General features: G+C 70.5%; 26 protein-coding genes. 18 read left to right on the plus strand and 8 right to left on the minus strand.

The annotated features are described in order from the left end of the window. Positions 1–140: 140 nt before the first annotated feature. Positions 141–701 (plus strand): hypothetical protein, encoded by a 561-nt coding sequence (locus E1266_RS13395; protein ID WP_132046676.1) that lies wholly within the window; start codon positions 141–143, stop codon positions 699–701. Positions 702–755: 54 nt separating this feature from the next. Beyond that, entirely contained in the window at positions 756–3,281 is a 2,526-nt protein-coding gene (locus E1266_RS13400) for a M14 family zinc carboxypeptidase (protein ID WP_132046677.1), read from the plus strand. 92 nt (positions 3,282–3,373) lie between these two features. On the opposite strand, the gene E1266_RS13405 is transcribed toward E1266_RS13400, so the two are convergent. Then, on the minus strand, positions 3,374–4,060 hold the full coding sequence (locus tag E1266_RS13405; protein ID WP_132046678.1) for a peptidyl-tRNA hydrolase: 687 nt from the start codon (positions 4,058–4,060) through the stop codon (positions 3,374–3,376). 155 nt (positions 4,061–4,215) lie between these two features. Between E1266_RS13405 and E1266_RS13410 the strand changes: the two genes are divergently transcribed. Beyond that, positions 4,216–5,289: a hypothetical protein gene (locus tag E1266_RS13410; RefSeq protein WP_132046679.1), complete on the plus strand. Its 1,074-nt coding sequence runs from the start codon at positions 4,216–4,218 to the stop codon at positions 5,287–5,289. Here the strand turns inward: E1266_RS13410 and E1266_RS13415 are convergent. Continuing rightward, positions 5,286–5,867, minus strand: a complete 582-nt coding sequence (locus E1266_RS13415; protein ID WP_132046680.1) for a TetR/AcrR family transcriptional regulator — start codon at positions 5,865–5,867, stop codon at positions 5,286–5,288. The genes E1266_RS13410 and E1266_RS13415 overlap by 4 nt on opposite strands. Before the next feature lie 67 nt (positions 5,868–5,934). Here E1266_RS13415 and E1266_RS13420 point away from each other — a divergent pair, with 67 nt between their 5' ends. Next, positions 5,935–7,284, plus strand: a complete 1,350-nt coding sequence (locus E1266_RS13420) for an MFS transporter (protein ID WP_207945616.1) — start codon at positions 5,935–5,937, stop codon at positions 7,282–7,284. Here the strand turns inward: E1266_RS13420 and E1266_RS13425 are convergent. Next, positions 7,247–7,834, minus strand: a complete 588-nt coding sequence (locus E1266_RS13425; RefSeq protein ID WP_132046681.1) for an HAD family phosphatase — start codon at positions 7,832–7,834, stop codon at positions 7,247–7,249. The two genes, E1266_RS13420 and E1266_RS13425, sit on opposite strands and share 38 nt — an antisense overlap. A gap of 115 nt (positions 7,835–7,949) precedes the next feature. Here E1266_RS13425 and E1266_RS13430 point away from each other — a divergent pair, with 115 nt between their 5' ends. Together E1266_RS13430 and E1266_RS13435 are read left to right on the plus strand one after the other, a co-directional pair. Beyond that, the gene (locus tag E1266_RS13430; protein WP_229808148.1) at positions 7,950–8,609 is read left to right on the plus strand and encodes a TetR/AcrR family transcriptional regulator; all 660 of its coding nucleotides are present in this window, start codon (positions 7,950–7,952) and stop codon (positions 8,607–8,609) included. Positions 8,610–8,901: 292 nt separating this feature from the next. Further along, positions 8,902–9,129, plus strand: a complete 228-nt coding sequence (locus tag E1266_RS13435; RefSeq protein WP_132046682.1) for a hypothetical protein — start codon at positions 8,902–8,904, stop codon at positions 9,127–9,129. Positions 9,130–9,265: 136 nt separating this feature from the next. Here E1266_RS13435 and E1266_RS13440 read toward each other — a convergent pair whose 3' ends face one another. Both E1266_RS13440 and E1266_RS13445 read right to left on the minus strand, forming a co-directional pair. After that, complete coding sequence (locus tag E1266_RS13440) at positions 9,266–9,565, minus strand: Dabb family protein (protein WP_132046683.1); 300 nt, start codon at positions 9,563–9,565, stop codon at positions 9,266–9,268. A gap of 25 nt (positions 9,566–9,590) precedes the next feature. After that, on the minus strand, positions 9,591–10,046 hold the full coding sequence (locus tag E1266_RS13445; RefSeq protein WP_132046684.1) for a flavodoxin family protein: 456 nt from the start codon (positions 10,044–10,046) through the stop codon (positions 9,591–9,593). A 209-nt stretch (positions 10,047–10,255) separates the two neighbouring features. On the opposite strand from E1266_RS13445, the gene E1266_RS13450 reads away from it, so the two are divergent. The 5 genes from E1266_RS13450 to E1266_RS13470 all read left to right on the plus strand — a co-directional run bounded on the left by E1266_RS13450 (position 10,256) and on the right by E1266_RS13470 (position 15,430). After that, positions 10,256–11,884 (plus strand): phosphatidylglycerol lysyltransferase domain-containing protein, encoded by a 1,629-nt coding sequence (locus tag E1266_RS13450; protein WP_132046685.1) that lies wholly within the window; start codon positions 10,256–10,258, stop codon positions 11,882–11,884. A 63-nt stretch (positions 11,885–11,947) separates the two neighbouring features. Beyond that, a complete protein-coding gene (locus tag E1266_RS13455; RefSeq protein WP_132046686.1) occupies positions 11,948–13,168 on the plus strand; it encodes a serine hydrolase domain-containing protein in 1,221 nt (406 codons plus the stop codon). Positions 13,169–13,212: 44 nt separating this feature from the next. After that, entirely contained in the window at positions 13,213–13,899 is a 687-nt protein-coding gene (locus E1266_RS13460; RefSeq protein ID WP_132046687.1) for an endonuclease V, read from the plus strand. 27 nt (positions 13,900–13,926) lie between these two features. After that, positions 13,927–14,580 carry a TetR/AcrR family transcriptional regulator gene (locus E1266_RS13465; protein WP_243718399.1) on the plus strand — a complete coding sequence of 218 codons (654 nt, stop codon included), beginning with the start codon at positions 13,927–13,929 and terminating at the stop codon, positions 14,578–14,580. Positions 14,581–14,668: 88 nt separating this feature from the next. Continuing rightward, positions 14,669–15,430, plus strand: a complete 762-nt coding sequence (locus E1266_RS13470) for a glucose 1-dehydrogenase (protein ID WP_132046689.1) — start codon at positions 14,669–14,671, stop codon at positions 15,428–15,430. Between the two features lie 72 nt (positions 15,431–15,502). Here the strand turns inward: E1266_RS13470 and E1266_RS13475 are convergent, their stop codons facing one another. After that, entirely contained in the window at positions 15,503–16,882 is a 1,380-nt protein-coding gene (locus E1266_RS13475) for an amidase (protein WP_132046690.1), read from the minus strand. 77 nt (positions 16,883–16,959) lie between these two features. Here E1266_RS13475 and E1266_RS13480 point away from each other — a divergent pair, with 77 nt between their 5' ends. The 5 genes from E1266_RS13480 to E1266_RS37985 all read left to right on the plus strand — a co-directional run bounded on the left by E1266_RS13480 (position 16,960) and on the right by E1266_RS37985 (position 19,884). Beyond that, positions 16,960–17,520 (plus strand): TetR family transcriptional regulator, encoded by a 561-nt coding sequence (locus E1266_RS13480; RefSeq protein ID WP_132046692.1) that lies wholly within the window; start codon positions 16,960–16,962, stop codon positions 17,518–17,520. A 409-nt stretch (positions 17,521–17,929) separates the two neighbouring features. Further along, the gene (locus E1266_RS13485) at positions 17,930–18,151 is read left to right on the plus strand and encodes a hypothetical protein (protein WP_132046694.1); all 222 of its coding nucleotides are present in this window, start codon (positions 17,930–17,932) and stop codon (positions 18,149–18,151) included. Continuing rightward, positions 18,144–18,734, plus strand: coding sequence for a DUF2637 domain-containing protein (locus E1266_RS13490; protein ID WP_243718400.1), 591 nt, complete (start codon positions 18,144–18,146; stop codon positions 18,732–18,734). The genes E1266_RS13485 and E1266_RS13490 overlap by 8 nt, the downstream gene beginning before the upstream one ends. Positions 18,735–18,903: 169 nt before the next feature. Then, positions 18,904–19,572: a hypothetical protein gene (locus E1266_RS13495; protein WP_132046696.1), complete on the plus strand. Its 669-nt coding sequence runs from the start codon at positions 18,904–18,906 to the stop codon at positions 19,570–19,572. Positions 19,573–19,713: 141 nt separating this feature from the next. After that, positions 19,714–19,884: a hypothetical protein gene (locus tag E1266_RS37985; RefSeq protein ID WP_165966074.1), complete on the plus strand. Its 171-nt coding sequence runs from the start codon at positions 19,714–19,716 to the stop codon at positions 19,882–19,884. 104 nt (positions 19,885–19,988) lie between these two features. Here E1266_RS37985 and E1266_RS13500 read toward each other — a convergent pair whose 3' ends face one another. Both E1266_RS13500 and E1266_RS13505 read right to left on the minus strand, forming a co-directional pair. Further along, positions 19,989–20,549, minus strand: coding sequence for a hypothetical protein (locus E1266_RS13500; RefSeq protein ID WP_132046698.1), 561 nt, complete (start codon positions 20,547–20,549; stop codon positions 19,989–19,991). Between the two features lie 401 nt (positions 20,550–20,950). Next, a complete protein-coding gene (locus tag E1266_RS13505; protein WP_132046700.1) occupies positions 20,951–21,682 on the minus strand; it encodes an XRE family transcriptional regulator in 732 nt (243 codons plus the stop codon). A gap of 170 nt (positions 21,683–21,852) precedes the next feature. Between E1266_RS13505 and E1266_RS13510 the strand changes: the two genes are divergently transcribed. Together E1266_RS13510 and E1266_RS13515 are read left to right on the plus strand one after the other, a co-directional pair. Further along, a complete protein-coding gene (locus tag E1266_RS13510; RefSeq protein ID WP_132046702.1) occupies positions 21,853–22,131 on the plus strand; it encodes a hypothetical protein in 279 nt (92 codons plus the stop codon). A 444-nt stretch (positions 22,132–22,575) separates the two neighbouring features. Continuing rightward, positions 22,576–23,031 carry a winged helix-turn-helix domain-containing protein gene (locus E1266_RS13515; protein WP_132046704.1) on the plus strand — a complete coding sequence of 152 codons (456 nt, stop codon included), beginning with the start codon at positions 22,576–22,578 and terminating at the stop codon, positions 23,029–23,031. Positions 23,032–23,061: the final 30 nt, after the last annotated feature.

A 23,061-nucleotide genomic window follows, 5' to 3' on the forward strand; every position in this document is an offset into this window, starting at 1 on the left:
GCCCCGGAGCCGGCGGCGGGGCGGGAGCCGGGCAGGCACCGGACCGGACCGTCCAGGAACCGCCCGTGCGGGGAACGCCCGCGCAGGAACCGCCCGTGCAGGGATCGCCTGTGCAGGGATCGCCTGTGCAGGGATCGCCCGTGCGGAAGGCGGCGCGGAAGGCCGGGCAGGGCTCGTCCACATGGCACCGCTTCCACTACGCGGTCGGCGTCTTCCTGATCGCGTACGGCGGGACGGGCCTGCTCAGCGCGGTGCTGATGTGGGGCGACCGGCAGGACGAGGTCGAGGGCTACTTCGGGGCACTGCCCGCGACGGCCGTCCTGATCCTGGTCAAGGTGATCGAGGCGGCGCTCACCGCCTCGGCGGCCGCCGCGCTGGTGCTCCGCCGGGACGTCCTGCTCGTCCCGCCGATGGTCGGCTGGATGGCCGGGTTCGCGATGTTCGCCGTGCTGGACGTCTTCACGGGCGGATGGGGCGGCCTGGTCGAGCACCTGCTCTACCTGGCGGCCTTCGTCGTGCTGCTGTTCCTGTCCTACGGGCTGAGCGCGAAGGCGCAGCTCGCGGGGGCGGCCGAGGACGAGGACGACGGCTCGTCCGGCGGCGGGCGGCAGCTCACCCGGACCCAGGAGTTCGCGCTCCAGGCGATCAACCGGGCCGCCGCCCTCACCGGGCCGCGGCCGCGCCCGGGGCGCCCCGCCTGATCTTGGCAGATCTTGCCCTTGGTGGGTCACCCGCCCGGTGTCACTTTGTCGCTCATGAGAGCCCGAAAACTGGTGTGGCCGCTGGCGCTGGCCACGTCCCTGGCGCTGCCGGCGTCGCTCGCGGCCCCGGCCGCCGCGCAGTCCCCCGCCGCACCTCCGGCGAACTGCGATCCGACGCGGACCGACCCGGTCTACCGGGGCAAGGTCCCCTCCCCTGAGCAGGTCCTCGGCTTCGAGCTCGGCGAGCGGCCGGTCACCGCCGCCGAGTCCGACAGGTACCTGGAGGCGATCGCCGCGAAGAGCGAGCGCGTCGTGTCCGGGACGCTGGCCACCTCCGCGCAGGGCCGGCCGCTCAAGTACGCGATCGCGGGCCGGCCCGGGCTGGTGTCCAAGGCGGGGCTGGCGAAGGTGCGCGCGGAGGCGGGCCTGCTGCGCGACCCCCGCACGCCCGAGGCGCTGGCCAAGCACATCGCCAGGCACGGCGTCCCGATCCTGTGGGTCAGCGGCAACGTGCACGGCAACGAGCCGAGCGGCACCGACGCGGCGCTCAGGGTGCTGCGCGGCCTCGGCGACCGCACCGACTGCGCCGCGAAGGCGATCCTCGACAACGCGCTCGTGGTGGTCCTGCCGACGCAGAACCCGGACGGCCGCGAGGCGGGGACGCGCCAGAACGCGTACGGCTTCGACATGAACCGCGACTGGTTCGCGCGCACCCAGCCGGAGACCGACGGCAAGCTGGCGATGCTCAACCAGTACCCGCCGGCGCTGTACATCGACGCGCACGAGATGGGCGGGACGTCGTACTTCTTCCCGCCGAACGCCGACCCGATCTACCACGAGACGCCCGAGCAGGCGATCGGCTGGATCAACGACCTGTACGGCGGGGCGATGGCCGCGGAGTTCACGCGGCGCGGCATCGACTTCTTCAACCGCGACGTCTACGACCTCTTCTACCAGGGGTACGGCGACTCGGTGCCGACCAGCGGTTTCCACGCCGCCGGGATGACGTTCGAGAAGGGCAACTCCAGCCCGTACCCGGAGAAGGTGGAGGAGCAGTACCTCACCCAGTGGGTGTCGCTGTCGGCCGCGGCCGGCGACCGGCAGCGCGTCCTCACCGAGTGGCGCCAGATGATCGTGGACGCGTACCGGCAGGGCGAGGCCGGGAAGCTGGAGCCCAACCAGATCTACAACCCGCCGAACCAGATCGACCGGCAGGTGCCCGACCGGAAGGTGCGGCACTACTTCCTGCGGGACGGCGACCCGGCCAAGCGCGACGAGGTCCGCACGGTCGTGCGCAGGCTCCAGCGGATGGGCGTCCGCGTCGAGAAGCTCGTGCGGCCGCTGACCGTCTCGGACTTCAAGCCGTACGGGCAGGCCGAGGGCAAGGCGACCCTCCCCGCCGGCACCTACTGGATCACGATGGCCCAGGGGCAGAAGCACTGGATCCAGGCCATGCTGAACGAGGACTCCTACACGCCGTTCCCGTACTTCTACGACGTGACGGCGTGGAGCCTGCCGCTGCTGGCGAACGTGGAGGGCGGGTCGTCCGGCGCCGCGCTGCGCCCCCGGGCCGTCCCGGTGGGGACCGTCCCGGCGCCGCGCCCGGGCCACGAGGGCAAGGCGCCGCGGCTCGGCGTCCTGCAGCTCTCCGCGACGTCGTCGGCGGCGCGCGAGTCGGCCGGCTGGCTGCGGCACCGCCTCGACCGCGACTGGAAGCTGCCGTACACGGCGCTGACCCCGGCGGACATCGCGGCGGGCAGGCTCGCGGGCATCGAGGTGCTGGTCACCCCGGACGGCCCGGCGTCGTCCGCCTACGACGCGCTCGGCGACGCCGGGCGGACCGCGCTCCAGGAGTGGACGCGCGGCGGCGGCCGCTACATCGGCTGGCAGGGCGGCACGCAGCTCGCGGCGCGGCTCGGCCTGACGACGGCGACGCTGTCGGAACCGACGTCCGACATCCCCGGCACGCTGTTCCGCGTGCAGGTGGACGAGGACGGCCCGCTCGCCGCGGACGTCGGCGGGACGGTCTGGAACTTCACGTCCTACGACCTGGTCATGCGGGCGTCCAGCGGCGTCGCCGCCGCGTACCCCGAGGCGGATTCGCCCGCCTGGTTCGTGTCCGGGTTCGAGCGGGGCGCCGCGGAGCTGGGCGGCACGGCCGCGGTCGTGGACCAGCCCGCGGGCGAGGGACGCTCGGTGCTGTTCGCGGCGGAGCCCAACTTCCGCGCGTTCACCGACGGCACGGCGAAGCTGCTCTACAACGCGATCCTGGGCCCGGCCCCGGAGGCTGAAGCGGCTCCGCGGGCGGCCGCGACGGCCGAGGCGGCGCGGAAGGCGGCCGCCCTTCCGTCGCACGAGTCGCCGATCCGGGTGTCGGTGAAGGCGTCCGACGCGGCCGAGGCGGCGTCGGTCCTGCGGTCGGTCGGCGCGACGTGGGACGAGAGCCGCGGCGCCGGCGTCGTCCACTACGTGGTCGACAACCCGCGCGGCCTTCCGACGGACCACCACCCGTTCGCGGGCAGGCTGCCGTCGCTGATCGCCGAGGCGGGGATCGACCCGGTCGCCGTCACGCTGCCCTGACCCTCCTCCGATGACCGTGCGGCGTGCCGGACAACGGCGTCCGGCACGCCGCGCCGCTTCCCGCACTTCGAGCGTCCCGCCCGGGTTCCCGGCTACTTGCGCACGAGCCAGGCGACGGCCGTCATCGTGCCGGGCGGGACCTCGGTGAAGCCGCCGTCGCGGACCGCGACCGTCGCCTGCTTCACGCAGCTCCGCCACGGAACGTCCTTGACCAGGTGAACCGCGGCCCCGCCCTCCACCCACTCGGCCACGTGCTTGCGGCGGCCCTTGCGAAGCAGGAGCTGGGCCGCGTGCCCGCACTGGGCCGCGGCCTTCCCGGTCGTGATCGTCACGTCCGGGTTGAGGGCGATCGCGGCGTACGGGGGCGCGGGCGGCGGCCCGGGCTCGTCCGCGTCGGCCAGGTCGAGGCCGGCCACCTGGAGCTTCGCCAGCTCGGGCGGGACGTCCCGCACCGGGCAGGGCGGGAACGCCCGCACCTGCGCGCCCGCGTGCCCGACGGTGACGCCGGGCAGCGCCTCCGCCTCCGGCCAGCGGACGCCGCGGGCCCGCCGCGTCACCTTGCGGATGCGGCGCGACTCCCACTCGCGGACCGCGTCGTGCCACTCGCCGCCGGGCTCGGCCGCGCGCGGGTCGGTGAGCAGCCTGACGACCGCGGCCGCCGCCGCCTCGCAGACCGCGCCGTGATTGGGCGGATCTGCCTTCTCGGCGCGTACCACCAACTGCATCGCCCAGGGCGGATCGTCGAGGGGGTCCACGAAAGGCGCATGGTCAGGTCGCACGTGTGGAGTATTCCAAACGCGATCCGGCTTTCCGGAGGCGGATGTGGGTACTGCAACTCTTACCGTCCCCCGGACGTCGTTCCCTATACGGGCTGGACGGTCCCCGTCGGAGGGGGCGGGGGGACACGGCGGACGAGTCGGGTCGGAGGTCGCCGGTGACCAGTGGCGCGTGGAACGATTCCATACCGGGGATAGGCACGTTCTTCGTCGGCATCGACGTGGCACCGGGGCGCTACCGGTGCGACGACGGCAAGGGCGGCTGGTGGGTGCGCTTCACCGGACCCGGCGGGGGCGACCCCGTGGGCTCGTGGCCGCTGCCCCCGGGCCCCACCGAGATCGAGATCGCGCAGACGGACTTCGCGTTCGAGACCCACGTGTCCACCTACTGGCGGCGGATCGCGCCGCCCCGCGCCCCCGAGGACGGCTCGCCCGCCGAGCCGCGCCCCGTCGCCGACCCCGCCCTGCGCGCCGAACTCGACACGATCGTCGCGCGCCGCCGCCCGCTGCTGTGGCTGGCGCCGCTGACGGTGCTCGGCCTCGGCCTGCTCGGCTCGCCGCTGCTCGGCTCGCTGTGGCTGATCGGCCTCGGCATGCTCGCGGTGCTGGTCGCGCTCGGCACCCCCTCGGTCTCGCTCGACCTGCGGCGCGCCCGCGAGCTGGAGCGGCGCCGCGACCGCTACCTCACCCCGCAGGACTTCGACGACGAGGGCCGCGCGATGCTCGGCCGCGTCCAGGCCGCGATCGACGCCGTCCGCGACTCCGAGGTCAACCGGGAAGGGCTGCTGGACTCCGTGGACAACGCCGTCACGCTGCCGCGGCAGGAGTGGGAGATCGCGCAGGTGCTGGCGCGGCAGTCGAAGCTGCGCGCCGAGCAGGAGGAGCTGGCGGGCGGCGGGACGCTGCTCCCCGAGGTCGAGGCCGCGCTCGCCCCGCTGCGCGAGAAGCTCGCCATCTCCGTGGAGGCGGTGACGCGCCGCGTGGAGGCGCTCGAGCGCTACGCGGAGCGGGCCAGGTCGGCGGACGAGGTGCTGCGCGCCCAGCGGCACCTGGAGTCCATCGCGGAGAAGGCCCGCCAGTACGACGAGCTGATCGCCGACACCGTCCGCGACGATCTTGCGCTGCCCGCGATCGAGCGGCTGACCGAGCAGAGCGACGAGCTCGTCCGGACGCTGCGCGAGCGGCTGGCGAAGGCGGCGGAGGCGGGCGGCGAGCTCCCTCCCCCGTCCTAGGGTGCGAACAGCTCGTCCAGGTGGCGGCGCAGGATGTCCATGGCCGTGCCCGGGCTCCGGCGGCCGACCAGGACGCTCGTCCCGAGGCCGTGCGCGAGCGCGAGCAGCCGCGCCGCCTCGGTCTCCGGATCCCCCGCCACGCCCGCGCCGGCGAGGACGCGCGTGAGCTGCCGCTCCAGCCGGTCGGGCCCCTCCACGAACGGCTGGGCCGCCATCGAGGGATCGGTCAGGGCGAGGACGGCGTAGGACGTCCAGACCTGGTGGAACACGCGGCTCTCGGGATCGGTGGGCAGCGCCTCGGCGAGCAGGGCCTCGACGACCTCCCGCGGTGACGGGTCCCGCAGCCCCGCCAGCCGTGCCGCCCACCGCGCGTGGCTCTGCCGTTCGAGCCGCTCCAGCGCCGCGTTCATCAGCTGGGCCTTGCTCTCGAAGTAGTACTGGACGAGCCGCAGCGACACCCCGGCCTCCGCGGCCACCGACCGCATGGTGACGGCGTGCAGCCCGTCCCGCCCGGCGACCCGGACGAGCCCGTCGATGATCTGCGCGCGGCGCGCGTCGTGGTCGGCGGTTCTCGGCAAGCTCTCCCCTCCCGGTGTGTGATACACACGTATCATATTGATACAGCCGTACCACAACGGGAGACGGATGACACCGCGCCATCGGCTGGTGCTCGCCCTGGCATGCACCGCGCAGTTCATGGTCGTCCTGGACGTCTCCGTGGTGAACGTCGCCCTGCCGTCCGTCCAGGCGGACCTGGACGTCGCCCCGGCCGACCTGCAGTGGATCGTGAACGCCTACGCGCTGGCGTTCGGCGGGCTGCTCCTGCTCGGCGGCCGCCTCGCCGACCTCTGCGGCCTCCGCCGCACCGTCCTCGGCGGCCTGGCCCTCTTCACCCTCGCCAGCCTGGCGGGCGGCCTCGCCGCGGACCCCGGGACCCTCATCGCGGCCCGCGCCTTCCAGGGCCTCGGCGCCGCCGTCCTCGCTCCCGCCACCCTGACCGTCCTCACCACCACGTTCGACGAGGACCTGCGCCCGCGCGTCCTGGCCGCCTGGACGGCCGTGGGGCTGGCCGGGGGAACCGCCGGCAACCTCATCGGCGGCGTCCTCACCGACGCCCTGTCATGGCGCTGGATCCTGCTCATCAACGTCCCGGCCGGCGCCCTGGCCCTCCTGCCCACGCGCCTGCTGCCGAACGGCAGGCATTCACGCGGGCGCCTGGACATCCCCGGAGCCGTCCTGGCCACCGCCGGCGTCGCCTCGCTCACCTACGGCATCACGCGCGACTGGAACATCCCAGCTCTCGCCTTCGGCGCAGCCGCCCTGGCGGCCTTCACCGTCCTGCAATCCCGGTCACAGACACCCCTGCTCCCCCTGCACCTCTTCCGCATCCGCACGGTGGCCGTAGGGAACGTGACGATGCTGCTCGCCGGTGCCTGCCTCAACCCGATGTGGTACTTCCTGACGCTGTCCATGCAGAACGTCCTGCAGTACAGCCCCCTGCAAACGGGCCTGGGCTTCCTCCCCCACACGCTCCTCACCATGGCGGTCGCCCTGCACGTCACGCCCCGCCTGATGAAACGCGCCGACGACCGCACCCTGATCACCATCGGCGCCCTGACGGCCGCCGCGGGCTTCCTCTGGCAGAGCCGCCTGGCCCCCGGCGACGGCTACCTCACGGGCATCCTCGGCCCGGCGATCCTGATCTCCGCCGGCGCCGGCCTCCTCAACACCCCGCTCACCAAGGCCGTCACCTCCAACGTCCCCGCTCAGGACGCCGGCGCCGCCTCCGGCCTGATGAACACCGCCAAACAGACCGGCGCCGCCCTCGGTCTGGCCACCCTGGTCACCCTGACGACCACTTACGGCCACGCCTTCACCGCGATCGCCGTCCTCCTCCTGATCGCGGCCATCACCGCCCGCGCCCTCCCCTCGGGGCGGAGGCTTCCACACCGGACGACTAGCCGACGAGGGTGCGGACCTGGGTCGGGGAGGTGAAGAGTTCGGCGCGCATGCCGGTTTCGCGGGCGGCCAGGACGTTGCGTTCGCTGTCGTCGAAGAAGACGACGTCGGACGGCTGGACGCCGAGGCGTTCGGCGCAGATCTCGTAGGCGCGGCGGTCGGGCTTGGCGACGCCGATGCGGCAGGAGTAGGTGAGCGCGTCGAAGCGGCCGAGCACGGCGCCGTGGCGGGCCTCGAAGCGGGGCACCAGGTCGCTGATGATGTTGGACAGGAGCCCGAGGGTGCGGCCCTCGTCCGCGAGTTCGTGGACGAGGTCGACCATGGCGTCGTCCACCTCGGTCCAGGACTCCAGGTCGGCCTCGATGAGGGCCGGGACGTCCGGGAACGCGGTGCCGAGGAGTCCGGCCACGTCGGCCCAGTAGGCGGCGCTCTCCTGGCCTGCGTCGTAGGACGGGCGGCACGACCAGTAGGCGTCCCAGAAGGAGGGGCCCGGATCTCCGGCGATCTCCTCGATCCGCCGCACCGCCTCGGCGGTCTGGGTGCGGGCGATCACTCCGTACAGGTCGAAAACGATCACGTCGGCCATGGCCCGAGCCTATGCGTGGCGCGCGGCCCGCGAAATGCAGCAAGCGCTTGTTGTCGCGGCGTACCCTTGGTGCGGGCGACGAGCAAGCGGTTGGGCGACACGGCATAATGAGAGGGTGACGACCACGAGCGCCGATTCCGGACGACCCAGGACCCGCGCCGGCGGTGCCCGCCGCCGCGGCAAGGGCTCCGCCGCGCTGGCGTCGGAGCGGCGCGAGCACCTGGTCAGGCTGGCCGCGGAACTGTTCGCCGAGAAGGGCTTCCAGGCCACCACGGTCCGCAACATCGCCGACGAGGCGGGCATCCTCTCGGGCAGCCTCTACCACCACTTCGACTCCAAAGAGTCGATCGTCGACGAGATCCTCGCCAGCTTCTTCAACGAGATCATGGCGTCCTACCAGGCGGTGCTCGACCGGCGGGAGAGCCCCCGCGACACCATCGCCGGGCTCGTCCGCGTCGCGTTCGGGAGCCTGGAGCCGCACCGGGCCGCGATCACGGTGATGCAGAACGACTGGAACTACCTCAAGGGGATGGACCGCTTCTCGTACCTGAACAAGTCCGAGGACGAGGTCGAGAAGATGTGGGTCGACACCCTGAGCGCGGGCCAGAAGGAGGGGTTGTTCCGCGACGACCTCGACCCGAAGCTCACCTACCGGATGATCCGCGACACGATCTGGGTGGCGGTCCGCTGGTTCAAGCCGGGCGGCAGGCTGGACGCCCAGGGCCTCGCCGACCACTACCTCAAGGTGATGTTCGACGGCATCAACCTCCACTAGCCCGGCCCCTGAGGACTGCTCCGCAGGGGCGGCGGTGCAAGGTCGCGGCACTCGCTTCGTAAAGATCATTTTCTCGTCGCCCTGCGCTGCCGGGTACGAGGGGCCCGCCTTTACGGACATGCCGGGGCGATTCGGCTCGGTGAATACATCCGTTCGGGCACAACCGGCGCGGAATCCCACTGTGCACGTGCCCCAACCCCCATAGTGTGCTTAGTCACAATTTGCCGAGTAGGGGTGACGCTTTGGCCCGTGGGGACGCTGTTACCGAGGAGATCTACGGGGGGAGGGCGACGTGACGGCTCAAGGGGGCGCCGGCCGCGGCGAGCCCACACCGGAGGCGATGCGCGCCGAGACGGCGCGCGGCCTGCAGGAGCAGTTCCCAGGGGTGCGCGTCTGGTTCGGTGAGGCCACCGGATCGTGGTGGGCCATGGTGCCCACGCGCGGCGGGCCGCGGCTGCTGGAGGCGCCGACCCCGCAGCGGCTCCGCGACGAGATCATGAGCATGCGCAGCCGGGGATGACCGGCCGCCCACCGGGAACGGGGCGCGATCCGTCCCCGGAGGGCGTCCCAGCGACGCTAACTGAAACCCGTTCTAGGCACAAGCGCTTGCTCGGTTACGTCTCTCTTTCGGCAGAACCCGCCTACCGGGGACCTCCTCACGCCTCGTACTGGATGGACGCCCGCTCCGCGACGATCGGCGTGATGTACTGCTCGACCACCGCGCGGTGCGCCGGGTGGTCCCGGTAGGCCAGGTAGGCGTCGCGTCCGGCGAAGTCCGCGACCACGGCGAAGTCGTACGCGCCGGGATTCACGCCGGCGTTCACGCCGATGCTGTACTCCCGTATCTCCTCGATCAGACCGGGCAGCTCCCCCAGCCTGGCCGCGACCTCTTCCTGCTGGCCGGTCGTCGTCCCCTCGGCCCACCTGAACATCACCACGTGCCGGAATCCGCTCATGGCGGCACGCTATCGCCGCGAGGGGTCAGATACCGCCGACCTCGGCCGCCGTGATCGCGCCGAGTTCCCAGCACGCCTCCAGGTCGGCCTTCGCGGGCTCGCCGGTGACCACCACCGGCGGCTGGACGGCCTTCCACTTCAGCCCGGTGGTGATGAAGTCGAGCGCGCGCAGCGCGCCGGTCGCGTCGTTGTTGCCGTGCAGGAAGGCCCCGAACGGGCGCCGGACGGTCTCCTCCAGGCACGGGTAGTAGATCTGGTCGAAGAAGTGCTTGAGCGCGCCGGACAGGTAGCCGAGGTTCACCGGCGAGCCCAGGAGGTAGCCGTCGGCCTCCAGGACGTCCACGGCGGAGGCCGTCAGCGCCGCCCGCGACACCACCTCCACGCCCTCGACCTCGTCGGTCGACGCGCCGGCGCGCACCGCCTCGAACATCGCCTGGACGGACGGCGACGGGGTGTGGTGGACGATCAGCAGCCTCTTCATCACCACGAGCCTAACCACGGGCCTGACCACGGGCGGGCCTGACCGCGCCCGGCACCTTGCCGCCAGTAACACATGGTGACCTCATGTAGCAATGGGTGACATCGAAACGCCGCCCCCGGGTAGGGCTCCACGAAGGATCTTGGTCAGGGATGGTGGTGCAGGTGTCCTTAGTACGAACGGACGAGGCGGCACGAACGGCGGTGTCGGGCATGCCGGAGCGGCCCGTGTGGCCGATCGCGCTCACCACCCTGCTCATCGCCGCCCTGGTCGCGATGCCCGCACCCGCGCATGCTCCACCCTGGCTCGGCGGGCCCGCACGCCTCGTCACGGGCGACGCGCCGCTCGCCCCCGCCCACGCCGCGGCCCTCGGCCTGGCCCTCGCGATCGTCGCCCGCGGCGTCCTGCTGCGACGCCGCGCCGCGTGGTGCGGGCTGATGCTGCTGGCCGCCCTGGGCCTGCTGTCCGCGCTCACCGGCGACGGCGAGCCGTGGCGGGTGCCGCTGCTCGCGGCCGTGCTGGGCGGACTGTGGCTGGAGCGCGGCCGGTTCTCCGTCCCCGTGCACCCCGAGCGCGTCCGCGCGACCGTGAAGACCGGGGCGCTCCTGGCCGTCGCCGCGGTCTCCGGCTCGCTGCTGTTCGGCGGCGTGTCGGCCAGGTCGGTCGGCCAGGTGGCGGGCGGGCTCGGCTCGACCGGCGCGCCCATGGACGGCGCGTCCTGGCTGCCGGACGTCCTCGGCCTCGCGGGCGCCGCCGGGCTCCTCGTGCTGGTGGTCATCCTGCTGGCGCCCGCCCCGGCACCGCCGCCCGCCGACGAGGCGGACCGCCGCCGCGTCGCCGACCTGGTCGCCCACCCCGGCTCGGACACCCTCGCCCCCTTCGCGCTGCGGCGCGACAAGGCGTACGCGTTCAGCCCGGACGGGCGGGCCGCGGTCGGCTACCGGGTCCTGTTCGGCGTCGCGGTGGCGGGCGGCGACCCGGTCGGCGACCCGGCCGCGCACGCCGGCGCGGTCGACTCGTTCCTCGCCCGGTGCCGGACCGCGGGCTGGCGGCCCGCCGTCCTCGGCGCGAGCGGCGGGCTGCTCCCCGTGTGGGGGCTCGCCCGCACGATCGGGTACGGCGACGAGGTGGTGGTCCGGCCGGGCGGGTTCAGCATGTCCGGACGCCGGATGCGCAACGTCCGGCAGGCGGTCCAGCGCACGGTGAACGCCGGCGTGACCACCCGGATCCTCCTGGAGCGGGACCTCGACGCCGACCTGCGCGAGCGGCTCCTGGACGTCGCGTCCCGCTCGCTCGGCGGCGCGGCCGAGCGCGGCTTCGCCATGAACCTCGACGAACTCCTCACCGGCCGCCACCCCGGGGCGATCGTCGCGGTCGCCTATGACGAGGACAGGGAGCCGATCGCCTTCCAGCGGTACGTGGCCGCCGGCGAGGGCGTCAGCCTGGACGCGATGCGGCGCGTGCCGGGCGGGCCGAACGGCGTCAACGAGCGCCTCATCGCCGAAATGATCGGGTACGCGGCCGACCGGGGCCACGGCGTCGTCTCCCTGAACTTCGTCCCGTTCCGCGCACTGCTGGACACCCGGGACCGCACCCCTCTGGAGAAGGTCGCGTACCGTGCGCTGCACCTGCTCGACCCGTGGATCGCGGCGGAGTCCCTCTTCCTGTTCGACAGGAAGTTCGGTCCGTCCTACAAGCCGCGCCACGTCGCCTTCCGCTCCTGGTTCGACGTCGCCTGGCTGGCCGCCGCCCTCTTCACGCTGGAGTTCGGCCGCATCCGCCCCGTCCAGCGGGCCGCGAGCCCGGTGGCCGAACCGGCCAGTGACCCGAGTCGACCCTGACCGGGCTCGTCGGGACTTCCTAGAACGTGATTCGATGGTGGTTCCCCGTCGAGAGGAGCGCGCATGACCACGGTGCAGGGGCACTGCGACCCGGCGTTCGCCCGTGTCCGCGAGGTGTTCGAGGAGAACTTCGCCGAGGGACGCGAGCTGGGCGCCGCCGTCGCCGTATACGCGGGCGACCGCAAGGTCGTGGACCTGTGGGGCGGCGTCGCCGACCGGCGCACCGGGCGCGAGTGGCTGCCGGACACCCCCTGCTTCGGGTTCTCCTGCACCAAGGCGGTGACGGCCGCCGCGGCGCTGCTGCTCGCCGAGCGCGGCCTGTACGACCTGGACGGCCCGGTGACGGACTGGTGGCCGGAGTTCGGCGCCGCGGGCAAGGAGGGCACGACCGCCGAGCACCTGCTGACCCACCAGGCCGGCCTGCCCGCGTTCGCCCGCCCCGTCTCGGCGGAGGAGGCGGCCGACCCCGTGGCCCTCGCGGACGAGCTGGCCGCGCAGGAGCCGGAGTGGACGCCCGGCGAGACGCACGGCTACCACGCGCTGACCTACGGCTGGCTCGCCGGCGAGATCGTCCGGCGCCACTCGGGCAGGACGGTGGGCGCGTTCGTCAGAGACGAGTTCGCCGCCGGCCTGGACCTGTGGGTCGGCGCCCCCGACGACGTGATCGAGCGCGCTGCGAAGCTGTCGGCGGCACGGCGGGTCCAGGGCGGCGCCGACTCCGCCGGGACCGCCGACTCGGCCGAGACAGCCGGCTCCGCGAGGACCGCCGACTCCCCCAGGGTCCTGGCCAGCGACCTCCTCAACCGCCTGGTCGCCGCGTACACCGACCCGCAGAGCACCATGAACCGGTCGACCGGCAACCCGCATCCGGGCAAGGGCGGCTACAACAACCCGGTCGTGCTGCGCGCGGGCTGGCCGTCCGCCGGGATGCTCGCCACCGCGCCCGCGCTCGCCGGCTTCTACCGCGACCTCGTGGCGGGCCGGATCCTGCGCCCGGAGACCCTGCGGGAGGCGATCCGCCCGCGGGTCGCCGGGCCGGACCGGACGATGCTCATCGACAGCTCGTTCGGCCTCGGCTTCATGCGTCCCGCCCAGACGTTCTTCACCCCGAAGGCCGGGCGGGACTCGGCGTTCGGGCACACCGGCGCGGGCGGCTCGATCGGGCTCGGCGACCCCGACGCCGGCCTCGCGTTCGCGTACCTGCCGAACATGATGAGCGACATGGCGGCCGGCGACCTGCGCGCCTACCGGCTGCTGGACGCCGCGTACGCGTCGGTGTCCTGAGTCGTCCGCGCCGGTGTCCTGGGGCCGCGGTAGCGTGCCGCCCCATGGAGGTACGCGACCTGCACACCTGGCCGTCCACCCCGCGCGAGGCCGAGGCCGTCCAGGACCGGCTGCGCCCGATGCTCGAACTCGGTGAGCCCGGGCCGGTGAGGCCGCGCACCGTCGCGGGCCTGGACGTCGCGTACGCGGGCGACGGCGGCGGCGCCGGGACGCGCCTGGCCGCCGCGGTCGCCGTGCTGGACGGGACCAGCCTGGAGGTGATCGAGGAGTCGGTCGCCGTCGGCACCGCCGCGTTCCCCTACGTGCCCGGGCTGTTCGCGTTCCGGGAGCTGCCCACGCTCCTGGACGCGCTGCGCGGGCTGAAGACCGTGCCGGAGCTGCTCGTCTGCGACGGCTTCGGGGTCGCGCACCCGCGCCGGTTCGGGCTGGCGTGCCATGTGGGCGTCCTGACCGGGCTGCCCGCGATCGGCGTGGGCAAGACGGCCTTCGTCGGCGAGCACGCGGAGCCGGGGCGGCGGCGCGGCGACGCGAGCCCCCTGGTGGACGGCGGCGAGGTCGTCGGGCGGGTGCTGCGGACGCGCGACGGCGTCAAACCGGTGTACGTCTCCGCCGGGCACCGCACCGACCTCGACACGGCCTGCCGGAACGTCCTCGACCTCACGCCGTCGTACCGGCTTCCGGAGACCACCCGCAGGGCCGACCGGCTGGCGCGCGACGCCCTCGCCGGGTAGCGCCCGGTACGGGAAGATGGCAGTCTCGTGCACAAGGAGGCGGAGACACCCCAGGTCATCCGCGACACCGCTGGACGGTGGCCCATGGACACCCGGCCGATGCGGGCCGACGCCCGCCGCAACTACGAGCGACTGATCGCGACGGCCCGCACTGCCTTCATGGAGCACGGGACGGACGCCTCCCTCGACGACATCGCCAAGCGCGCGGGCGTCGGCTCGGGGACGCTGTACCGCCACTTCCCCACCCGCGACTCCCTCCTGCACGCCGTCCTGCACGACCGCATCGAGGGGCTCCTGGCGCACGCCGACGAGCTGCTGTCCGAGCCCGAGCAGGACCCGGAGAGCGAGGCGCGCGGCGCGGACGCCGCGCTGGGCCGCTGGCTGCGCACCTACCTCGCGGGCGCGATGACGCCGCGCGGCACCTCCACCGTGATCATCCAGGCCATGTCGGCGGAGTGGGCGGGGACGGGGCTGGGCGCCGCCGCGACCTCGATCCGCGACGCGCTCGGGCTGCTGCTGGAGCGGGCGCAGCGGGCGGGCTCGATCCGCGCGGACATCGACCCGGGCGACCTGCTGCGGCTCACCAACGCGATCGGCGTCGCGTCGGAGCGCACCCCGGATCCCGCCGCGTACGCCGACCGGATGCTCGCGCTCCTCTTCGACGGCCTGCGGACGCGCTGACCCCGCGCGTCGCCGGGACCCCGCTTGTTGCCTTGACCAAGCGTTCGCTAGGTTTGCGGACGATGGTCACCGGCGACGAGGAGCGTTGATGGGGCAGCTTGACGGCAAGGTGGCGCTGATCACCGGCGGTGCGCGCGGCATGGGCAAGTCCCACGTCCGCCGCTTCCTGGACGAGGGCGCCAAGGTCGTGTTCGGCGACGTCCTGGAGGAGGAGGGGGCGAAGCTGGCCGCCGAACTCGGGGACGGCGTGCGGTTCGTCCGGATGGACGTGACCCGCGAGGAGGACTGGAAGACCGCGGTCGACACCGCCACGGAGACCTTCGGCGCGCTGCACGTCCTGGTCAACAACGCCGGCATCATCAGGCACAAGACGATCGAGGACATGACCCTCGACGAGTTCCGCCGGATCCTGGACGTCAACCTGATCGGCCAGTGGCTCGGCGTGAAGTCCGTGACCGCCGCCATGCGCGAGGCGGGCGGCGGCTCCATCATCAACGTCTCGTCCACCGAGGGCTTCATCGGCGCCCACGGGCTGGCCGCCTACAGCGCCAGCAAGTTCGGCATCCGCGGCCTCACCAAGGCGGCCGCCCGGGAACTCGGCCGGTACGAGATCCGCGTGAACTCGATCCACCCCGGCGGCGTCCTGACCCCGCTCTCCCTCCAGGACGACGTCGTCTCGGCCACCGCCGACAGCGCCGACGCCTTCCTGAAGGCCCTGCCCCTCGGCCGCATGGGCAAGTCCAAGGAGGTGTCGGGCCTCGTCGTCTACCTCGCGTCGGACGACTCCTCCTACTGCACGGGCAGCGAGGTCCTGGTCGACGGCGGCATGCTCACCGGCGCCGGGTACTGAGGCCGGGCACGCACAACACGACGGGCCGCCGGCAACGGTTCGGACCCCCGGCACCGGCGACCCGTCGCGGGTCTACGGACGCCGCTCGACCCATCCTTCGACGGCTTCGAGCTGGGCGGCGAGCGAAATGAGCGTCCCCTCGTCGGAGTCGTGCCCGAGGAGCTGGGCCCCGATGGGCAGCCCGGCCTTCGTGAAGCCCGCGGGGACGTTCACGCCGGGCCATCCGAGGACGTTCCACGTCCACGCGTAGGGGCACGCCGCGGCCACACCGGACTGCGTCTTCTGGTACCCGGCCCCGTCGAACGCCCCGATGCGCAACGGCGGCTGCGCCGTGGTCGGGGTCAGCACCACATCGGCCACCTGGAAGATGCGGCCGATCCTCCTGCGCAGGTGGGGGTCCATCCTCTTGGCCAGCGGAAGCAGCCGCTTCCCGAGCACCCGGCCGATCTGGGCCTCGACCTCCGTCCGCCGCTCGGGCCGCGGGTTGGGCATCGCGTCGAGCATGTCGGCCACCGCCGACGTGCCGCGCGGGATGAGCCCGAGCCCCACGAGCCCGTAGTCGGGGTCGGCGGGAAACACCTTGTGCCCCAAGGCCGTGAGCCGCCTCGCGAGCCGCTCGACGGCGCCGCGGATCTCCGGGTCGAGTCTCCCGCTCACCCCGAAGGCCGTCCTGTACGAAACGGCGATGCGCAGCCGGCCGGGCTCCCGCTTCGCGAACTCCGCGAACGGCGTGACCGGTGGATCGAGCTGATACGCGTCCTCGGGATGGCTGCCGGTCAGCACATCCAGCAGCAAGGCGGCGTCCCCGACACTTCTGGCAAGGGGGCCCCAGACGGTGATCCCATTGAACGGGTCGGTGTTCGGATACCCGGAAACACGTCCCCGCTGGGGCTTGATGCCCACCAATCCGGTCCAGGCCGCCGGAATGCGGATCGACCCCGCCCCGTCGGACCCGACGGCCCCGGCGACCATTCCCGCCGCCACCGCGGCCGCCGACCCGCCCGACGAGCCGCCCGGCGTGTAGTCGGGGTTCCACGGGTTCCTGGCGATCCCGAACTCGGGCGATTCGCTGAAGGGCCACAACCCGAGCTCGCAGGTCGTGGTCTTGCCCACGACGATGGCCCCCGCGGCCCGCAGCTTGCGCACGACCTCCGCGTCCCGCGCCGCGGGGCGGTGATCCCCGGCCACGGCGAACGGCGTCGTCTCCCCCGCCACGTCCGTGTCGTCCTTGACCACGACCGGGACCCCGAGCAGCGGCAGCCGCTCCCCGTCCGCCAGCCGCTTGTCGGCCTCCAGCGCCTCCTGCGCCGCCGCGTCCCAGCGCACCACGCGGAACGCACCGAGCGGCTCCTGCCGGCGGATGGTCTCCAGGCAGTCCTCGACGAGCTCGCGGGCGGACACCTCCCCCTTCGCCAGCGCCTCCGCCTGCCCGGCCAGCCCGCCCAGCACCACGTCGCCTCCCAGGGGGGGTATCGTTCGTTCGAACGAACGATACAGAAAGAGTCGATCTTAGGGAAGACTGTGCAGCGATGAGCGCCCGCGACCAGATCCTCCAGGCCACCCTCCGCCTCATCGGCGAGCAGGGCATCGGCGCCGTGACCAACCGGGCCGTCGCACGCGCGGCCGGCGTGTCCCTCGGCTCGCTGACCTACCACTTCCCGAGCCAGGAGGACCTGCTCCGCGAGGCCCTGCAGACGTTCGTGGACGAGGAGATCTCCCGCATCACCACCTACGTCACCGCCCTCGCCGACTCGGGCATGGCCCCCTTCGACGCGGCCGACGCGGTCGAGAAGGCCGTGGTCGACTTCGCGTACGGCCCCGAGCAGATAGCCAACCTCGAACTCCACCTGCACGCCGCCCGCGACCCGGCCCTCCGCGAGACCTCGGCCCGCTCCGTCGAGGCCTACGACCGCCTGGCCGCCGCCGTCCTCGCCGCCCTCGGCATCCCGGACGCCGAACGCCACGCCCCCACGATCGTCGCGATGCTCTACGGCCTCGCCGTCCGCCGCCTCGCCACCGGCGACACCGCCGCCACCGGCACGGCCGACGCCTTCCGCCTGCTCCTCCTGGGCGCCCTCCCCCGGACCTGAAAAAGGCTTCTGGCCCGCACGGCCCCAGAGCGGGGTTACGGGGCCGTGCGGGCCAGAAACCTGTCTCAATCAGGAACCTCAGTCGGAACCTCAGCCGACGTTCGCTCTGCTCTCCGCCTGTGCACCTCCGCCGTGTCTTAGATCTGACACCCGCAACGCTATGGCCCCCCACCCCCCGGCAGAACGCCCTTAAGCCTCACTTAGGGAACCCCTGAGCAACCCTTATTCAGGGCCCGTCCGAACCCGTCCGGGGACGTCGTGAAGAGAGCCACTCACCTGCGAACACAAGGGAAGGAGCCCAGGGGAACAGTCCGGCACAGTCGATCAGGGTCGGGTTAGCCCGACCTAGGTTGGCTCCCGGTTCTGGCTCCCCTGGCTCCCTCCCTCACAGCAGGGAGGAGGGGTCTCCATGGCCCTCGAAATCACCGAAACGACGATGACCGCGACGGTAAACAACGAGGTCATAGCCACAGCCACCCGCACAGGCGACGCCTGGCACGTCACCACATGGCCGCGCCCCCTAGACCGCAACTCCGCCATCACGGCCCTCTCACTCGCCGAACGCGTCATCACCCACGGAGAGGACGACCCATGCGTGAACGAGTGGCGCAAGGAGCTGGCCCGTGACTGACCGCCTCATCCGGATCACGACCGCACTCGCCGTAGTGGCGGTAGCCGCCGTGGCAGCCGTCATCTCGTACCGCCACGCCTACGAACTCGTCCACGCCCACGGCGAGACTGGCCCCACGGCGCGCCTCGTCCCGTTCACCGTCGACGGCCTCATCTGGGCAGCGTCCATGGTGATCCTGGACGCAAGCCGCCGGCAGCAACCCGCACCACCCTTGGCAAAGTGGAGCCTCGCCGTAGGCATCGTGGCGACCGTAGGCGCCAACGTGGCACACGGTGCGTCCCACGGCCCCATTGGGGCGGTAGTAAGCGCATGGCCGGCACTAGCCCTCGTCGGGAGCTTCGAACTCCTGATGACCCTCACCCGCAACGCCGCACGCGGTGACCTCACCCAGGACGAGCAACGCACCACTCTGGAACAGCCACGCACCAAAGCGGAGCAGACACCAGAACAAGCGCTTCTGGACGAGTACAGAGCAAGCCTGAACGGCCCAGGCCGCCCCCTCTCCCAGCGCTACCTAGCCGAAAAGTACGGCATAGACCGGCGCAGGGTGCGCCGCATCATCACCACCAAGACTTCCGCGTGAGCTACTCATAGCCGCGCATAGGGCTCGCCGTTCGAAACAGGCGACGGCGAGCCCTTTTCGCAACTAGATCAGTTCCACCTCAGACCAAGTCCGGCCATCTGCACAACTTTGCCGCTGGCGCTGCTATCGTACGCTGAACATAGGCCAAGCCAACAAGATAAGGGTAATAATGGACTTTGACGCCTGGGCACTAGTAGTAGCCATCGGCTCCCTAATAGTGGCAATATGGGCGATTCGCTATTCACGAGAGCAAGCCAAATCAGCCATCGAGCAAGCAATATCTGCTGTGAGATCCGCTGACGCAGCACACCTCCAAGCAGACTCGGCACTGCGCCAATTGGAACTGTCGGAGAAAGTTCGAAGGGAGCAACAGGAGCCTTATGTTGTCGTTAACATAAGACCGTCAGAGCATGTCACGAATGTCTTTCTGCTGGTCATCGAAAATTTGGGACCCACCGTCGCCAGAAACGTCCGTATAGGCTGCAGCCCACCCATCGAGCGAGTGGCCGAGCAGGAACTGCCAGGCAAGTTTATACTGCGCAATTCCTTTATCTTCAACCAAGGTATTCCCATTATGCCCCCAGGCTGGAAAATCGAACTATTTTTCGACATGAGTCACAAGAGGCTCAACTCAGACCTTCCCCTGCAATACACCTTTACGGCTGACACAGAAGGCCCGTTTGGCCCAGTTGAGCAGCTCACATATGAAGTAGACCTTCGAATGTTTACGGAGGTTGAAACTCTGACCGTTAAAGGTGTACATCAAGGAGTAAAGGAAATGGAAAAGCTCCGCAAGGCTGCAGAAAATATTAGCTCAGCCCTGCGGCGCTCTCTTTGAAGTTCAGCCTTGCCTAGTTGCGAGGGGTCGACTTCTGCAAAGACGCAAGCGAAATGTCGAAGCGCCGGATCAGACGCGCTCGAAGCTCTCTAGATACGTGCCCGCCATATCGCCGTTCTCCAATATCCGCACAGGGACAACTTGAGCGCGTGGCGCAGCGACGCCATAGGCATCGTGGCGCGCGGCGCGTCCAACGGCCCCATCCGCGCAACAGTCAGCGCATGGCCGGCACTAGCCCTCGTCGGGAACTTCGAACTCCTGATGCCCCTCCTCCGTAACGCCGAACGCGGCGACCTCTGCCAGGGCGAGTAACGCACCGCGCCGGAGCAGACGCGAGAACAGCGATCTTGGACGAGTACAGAGCAAGCCTGAACAGCCCAGGCCACTCCAGGGGGACGATTACTGCACCAGGGCAGCTATTGTCGACTTCTTTCAAGAATGTCGTTCATTTCAATCTCGGATACCTTCGAGGAAGCGGGCTTCACCTCGACCTGCCATACGAAGACACCCTCGACCCCAGAGGTATAAACGCGATCCTCATATGTTATATGATTCAATGTTTTTACCTCACGCGAGAGTTCGATCACGTTTCCTACATCGTCAAACACTAACGCCCCGTACTCTTCAGCAGAAGCGACACTGGGCATCTCCACCCATGAGATTGCCACGAGCACGAGGTTTCGACGGATGTCCCCGATTCGTATGTAGGCCCTCGCCAGACCCTTGCATGGGTTGGACAAGAAGTATTCACGCAACTGTTGCTCTGATTTACCGACACAGTCGATATCAAATTTCATTGAGGATTTGACTTTTGCATTCTTGACCTTTAAAGCTGCCTCGGCCCCCTTTAATCCAGTCTGCGACCTCTTCGAGAGCGCCTGACTGACCACCGGAGAATTCAACGGCTTCCCCGCGCTTGCACGAAAGGCCCACACACCCCCGAAGGCGATCACAATGCAGACGATGGCGATGAACACGAATATGGCTGCGCCACCATTCGGACCTGACGGGATGCCGGATTGGCCACCTGGATTCCTTTTGCGATATCCCCTTACAGGACGTCCAGCGCGCATATGTGGTCGCACCGAATGTGTCACTTAATACTCCTCCGGATACACAGGTGAGACAGAAGTCATGATGCAACTTTCTAACATGCATTTCGACGGCCTGCCATGCCTCAAGACGTGTGAACGCTCTGACTTGTCCACAAGTGGCTAACTGTGTACAGAGACCTAGACTTCAAAGCCGCAGGTAGCCCAGCAGACATCGAGGGCTACGCACCAATCGGCGGCACACGCCGCTCAAGCTCGGGGCGCTCTGATGGTGCATGCAAGATCTACTTGGAGTTTCCAGCGCAGCTCTGGATCATAGAAACGCCCTAGATCTTCGGAGAGGCCCCGGACCACACCCGCTCAAAGCTCTCAATGTACGTGCTCGCCATGTCGCCATCTTCCAGCCTTCGCATGTGCAGCACAGGGGCTTGTGATGCGGCTATGCCGTACGCATGAGGGTTGATCAGTAGATCGTCATCGGCGCGGTAGATGGAGTTGTAGAGGACAGTGTCATGTAGACGAATCTCGACGCCGTCTACGTCACGCAAGGCCCGGTAGTGGACGAGGGCGTTGCGGATCTTCGCGGCCATTGATTCGCCTACACCCTCGTCACTGCCGCGCTCAGCGACGCACGTTCCGTCCGGGTCCCCGAGAAGGATCCGCACGGAGACACCGTTACGCGCCCGTTCGGCGAGTGCCCGCATGATGCCCGCGTCCTCTGCGAGGAAGAGTCCCGCGTAGGCCAGGACGTCGACCTCGTCCCGCGCGCCCCGAAAGAGTTGTTGCCAGACCGGACGAGGGACGGCCCAGCGGTGCGGGTAGGTCGCCAGGACGTCGATCACCGCGGGCTCCGCACGGACGTCCGCTACGGCGAGGTGCGGCCACAGGTCCGCCTCGTCCCGCCCGACGAGGGACGCGATCCTCTTCCGGTTGCGCGGGTAGGGCACGCGTCCGGCGACCCACCGGTGGACGGTCTTGGGGTCAACGCCCAACCGGGCCGCAACGCCGGCTTCGGTCAGATGCGCATCGGCAAGGGCACGCCGCAACAAGTCGTTCACCGGACCTCCCGCGGATTCAAGTGAGAACGACGCACAACCGACGCTAACAGAAGACGTCCCAAGACGTCCCTAGATGCCGATGGAGAGGTCCCAACCCGGACGGAAGGCTCAAGACACACGGCGAAGACACCACATCGCCCCAAGACTCGCACGCAAGCCAAGGAGCCACCATGTCCGCCGAATGGCCCAACCAGGCCGCCCCGAACCCGTACGAGACCGACGCACGCGCGGCAGACGAGGCACTCGCCAAGTTGCGCCGGGACTTCACCGGTCACCGGATCTGGCGCGCCGTGCGTTGGGACGGACGTCTAGGGGACTGGGTGGCGAGTTTGCACGACCCGCAAGCCGGTGTGGACCTCACGGTGATCCGATCGACCCCCGCCGCGCTACGCGAGGCGCTCGTCAACGAGGCGGAGCGCGCCCGGGTCACGCGTGTGGAGACCCGGTGATGGCGCGGTACCGATTCCTGCAGCCGTCACCGGAGGAGGCCGCGAAGGAGAGCGCGGCCTCACAGGGTGGGGCGGAGGTGGCGCGGTCGGTGTGGCTTCCCCCGTACGCACCGCCCGCGCTCCCTCTGCCCATCTACAGCGGCCCATGGCGCGCACGCTGGCACCTCGGCCTCCTCTCCCTCGTGATGCGCCGAGACGGCTGGAAGACCGAACTGCGCACTACCGGGCCGCGCCGACTCCTTCGCATCTACGCCAAATGCACTCCGACCATCGGCGAGAGTGTGTCCGTGGCATGGGGCGATGGCGCCTGGTGGTACCAATCCAGCACCGGCCTGTGGCTCACACCCTGCCGAAAGGTAGAACTCGCCGCCGACAAGCTGGCCATCCTGCTCACACCCTGGGTCGCAGCGGCATTCGACCCGCTCAGGGACGAGCAACGCTGACATGACCCGCCGCACGGCATGGGGCGCCTACACGCGCATCACCGCTGCGCTACGCCAACGAATCAAAGACGGCACCTACGCCCCCGACACCCGCCTACCGAGCGAGGCCGCCCTCTGCGCAGAGTTCGGCGTCGCCCGCAACACCGTGCGGCGGGCCCTGTCCACCTTGCAGGACGAGGGCCTCATTACCGTCCGCCCAGGAGTAGGCCGCTGCGTCCAGAACGACGCCACCCAACCGCGCACCCGTTCCGAGGACATTGCCGCGCACCTGCGCCACCAGATCGAATCTGGACACTTCCAACTGGGTGACGCGCTACCGAGCGAGGCCCAGCTCTCCCGCCGCTACGGCGTATCCCGCTCCACGGCCCGCACAGCCCTCCAGGCCCTCGAAGCCGCCGACCTGGTCACCTGCGTCCACGGCAAAGGACGCTACGTCCGCCAAGACGTCCCCAGATGAGCCGCACACGCCCGTGGACGTCCACCCACA

Origin of the sequence: Actinomadura sp. 7K534, assembly GCF_004348575.1 — a bacterium.
Lineage (GTDB): Bacteria > Actinomycetota > Actinomycetes > Streptosporangiales > Streptosporangiaceae > Spirillospora > Spirillospora livida.

Coding starts and splice junctions, on each gene's coding strand:
- E1266_RS13400 (WP_132046677.1), top strand. CDS start 756: ATGAGAGCCCGAAAACTGGTGTGGCCGCTGGCGCTGGCCACGTCCCTG.
- E1266_RS13420 (WP_207945616.1), top strand. CDS start 5,935: ATGACACCGCGCCATCGGCTGGTGCTCGCCCTGGCATGCACCGCGCAG.
- E1266_RS13425 (WP_132046681.1), bottom strand. CDS start 7,834: ATGGCCGACGTGATCGTTTTCGACCTGTACGGAGTGATCGCCCGCACC.
- E1266_RS13440 (WP_132046683.1), bottom strand. CDS start 9,565: ATGAGCGGATTCCGGCACGTGGTGATGTTCAGGTGGGCCGAGGGGACG.
- E1266_RS13445 (WP_132046684.1), bottom strand. CDS start 10,046: ATGAAGAGGCTGCTGATCGTCCACCACACCCCGTCGCCGTCCGTCCAG.
- E1266_RS13450 (WP_132046685.1), top strand. CDS start 10,256: ATGCCGGAGCGGCCCGTGTGGCCGATCGCGCTCACCACCCTGCTCATC.
- E1266_RS13455 (WP_132046686.1), top strand. CDS start 11,948: ATGACCACGGTGCAGGGGCACTGCGACCCGGCGTTCGCCCGTGTCCGC.
- E1266_RS13460 (WP_132046687.1), top strand. CDS start 13,213: ATGGAGGTACGCGACCTGCACACCTGGCCGTCCACCCCGCGCGAGGCC.
- E1266_RS13470 (WP_132046689.1), top strand. CDS start 14,669: ATGGGGCAGCTTGACGGCAAGGTGGCGCTGATCACCGGCGGTGCGCGC.
- E1266_RS13480 (WP_132046692.1), top strand. CDS start 16,960: ATGAGCGCCCGCGACCAGATCCTCCAGGCCACCCTCCGCCTCATCGGC.
- E1266_RS13485 (WP_132046694.1), top strand. CDS start 17,930: ATGGCCCTCGAAATCACCGAAACGACGATGACCGCGACGGTAAACAAC.
- E1266_RS13495 (WP_132046696.1), top strand. CDS start 18,904: ATGGACTTTGACGCCTGGGCACTAGTAGTAGCCATCGGCTCCCTAATA.
- E1266_RS13510 (WP_132046702.1), top strand. CDS start 21,853: ATGTCCGCCGAATGGCCCAACCAGGCCGCCCCGAACCCGTACGAGACC.
- E1266_RS13515 (WP_132046704.1), top strand. CDS start 22,576: ATGACCCGCCGCACGGCATGGGGCGCCTACACGCGCATCACCGCTGCG.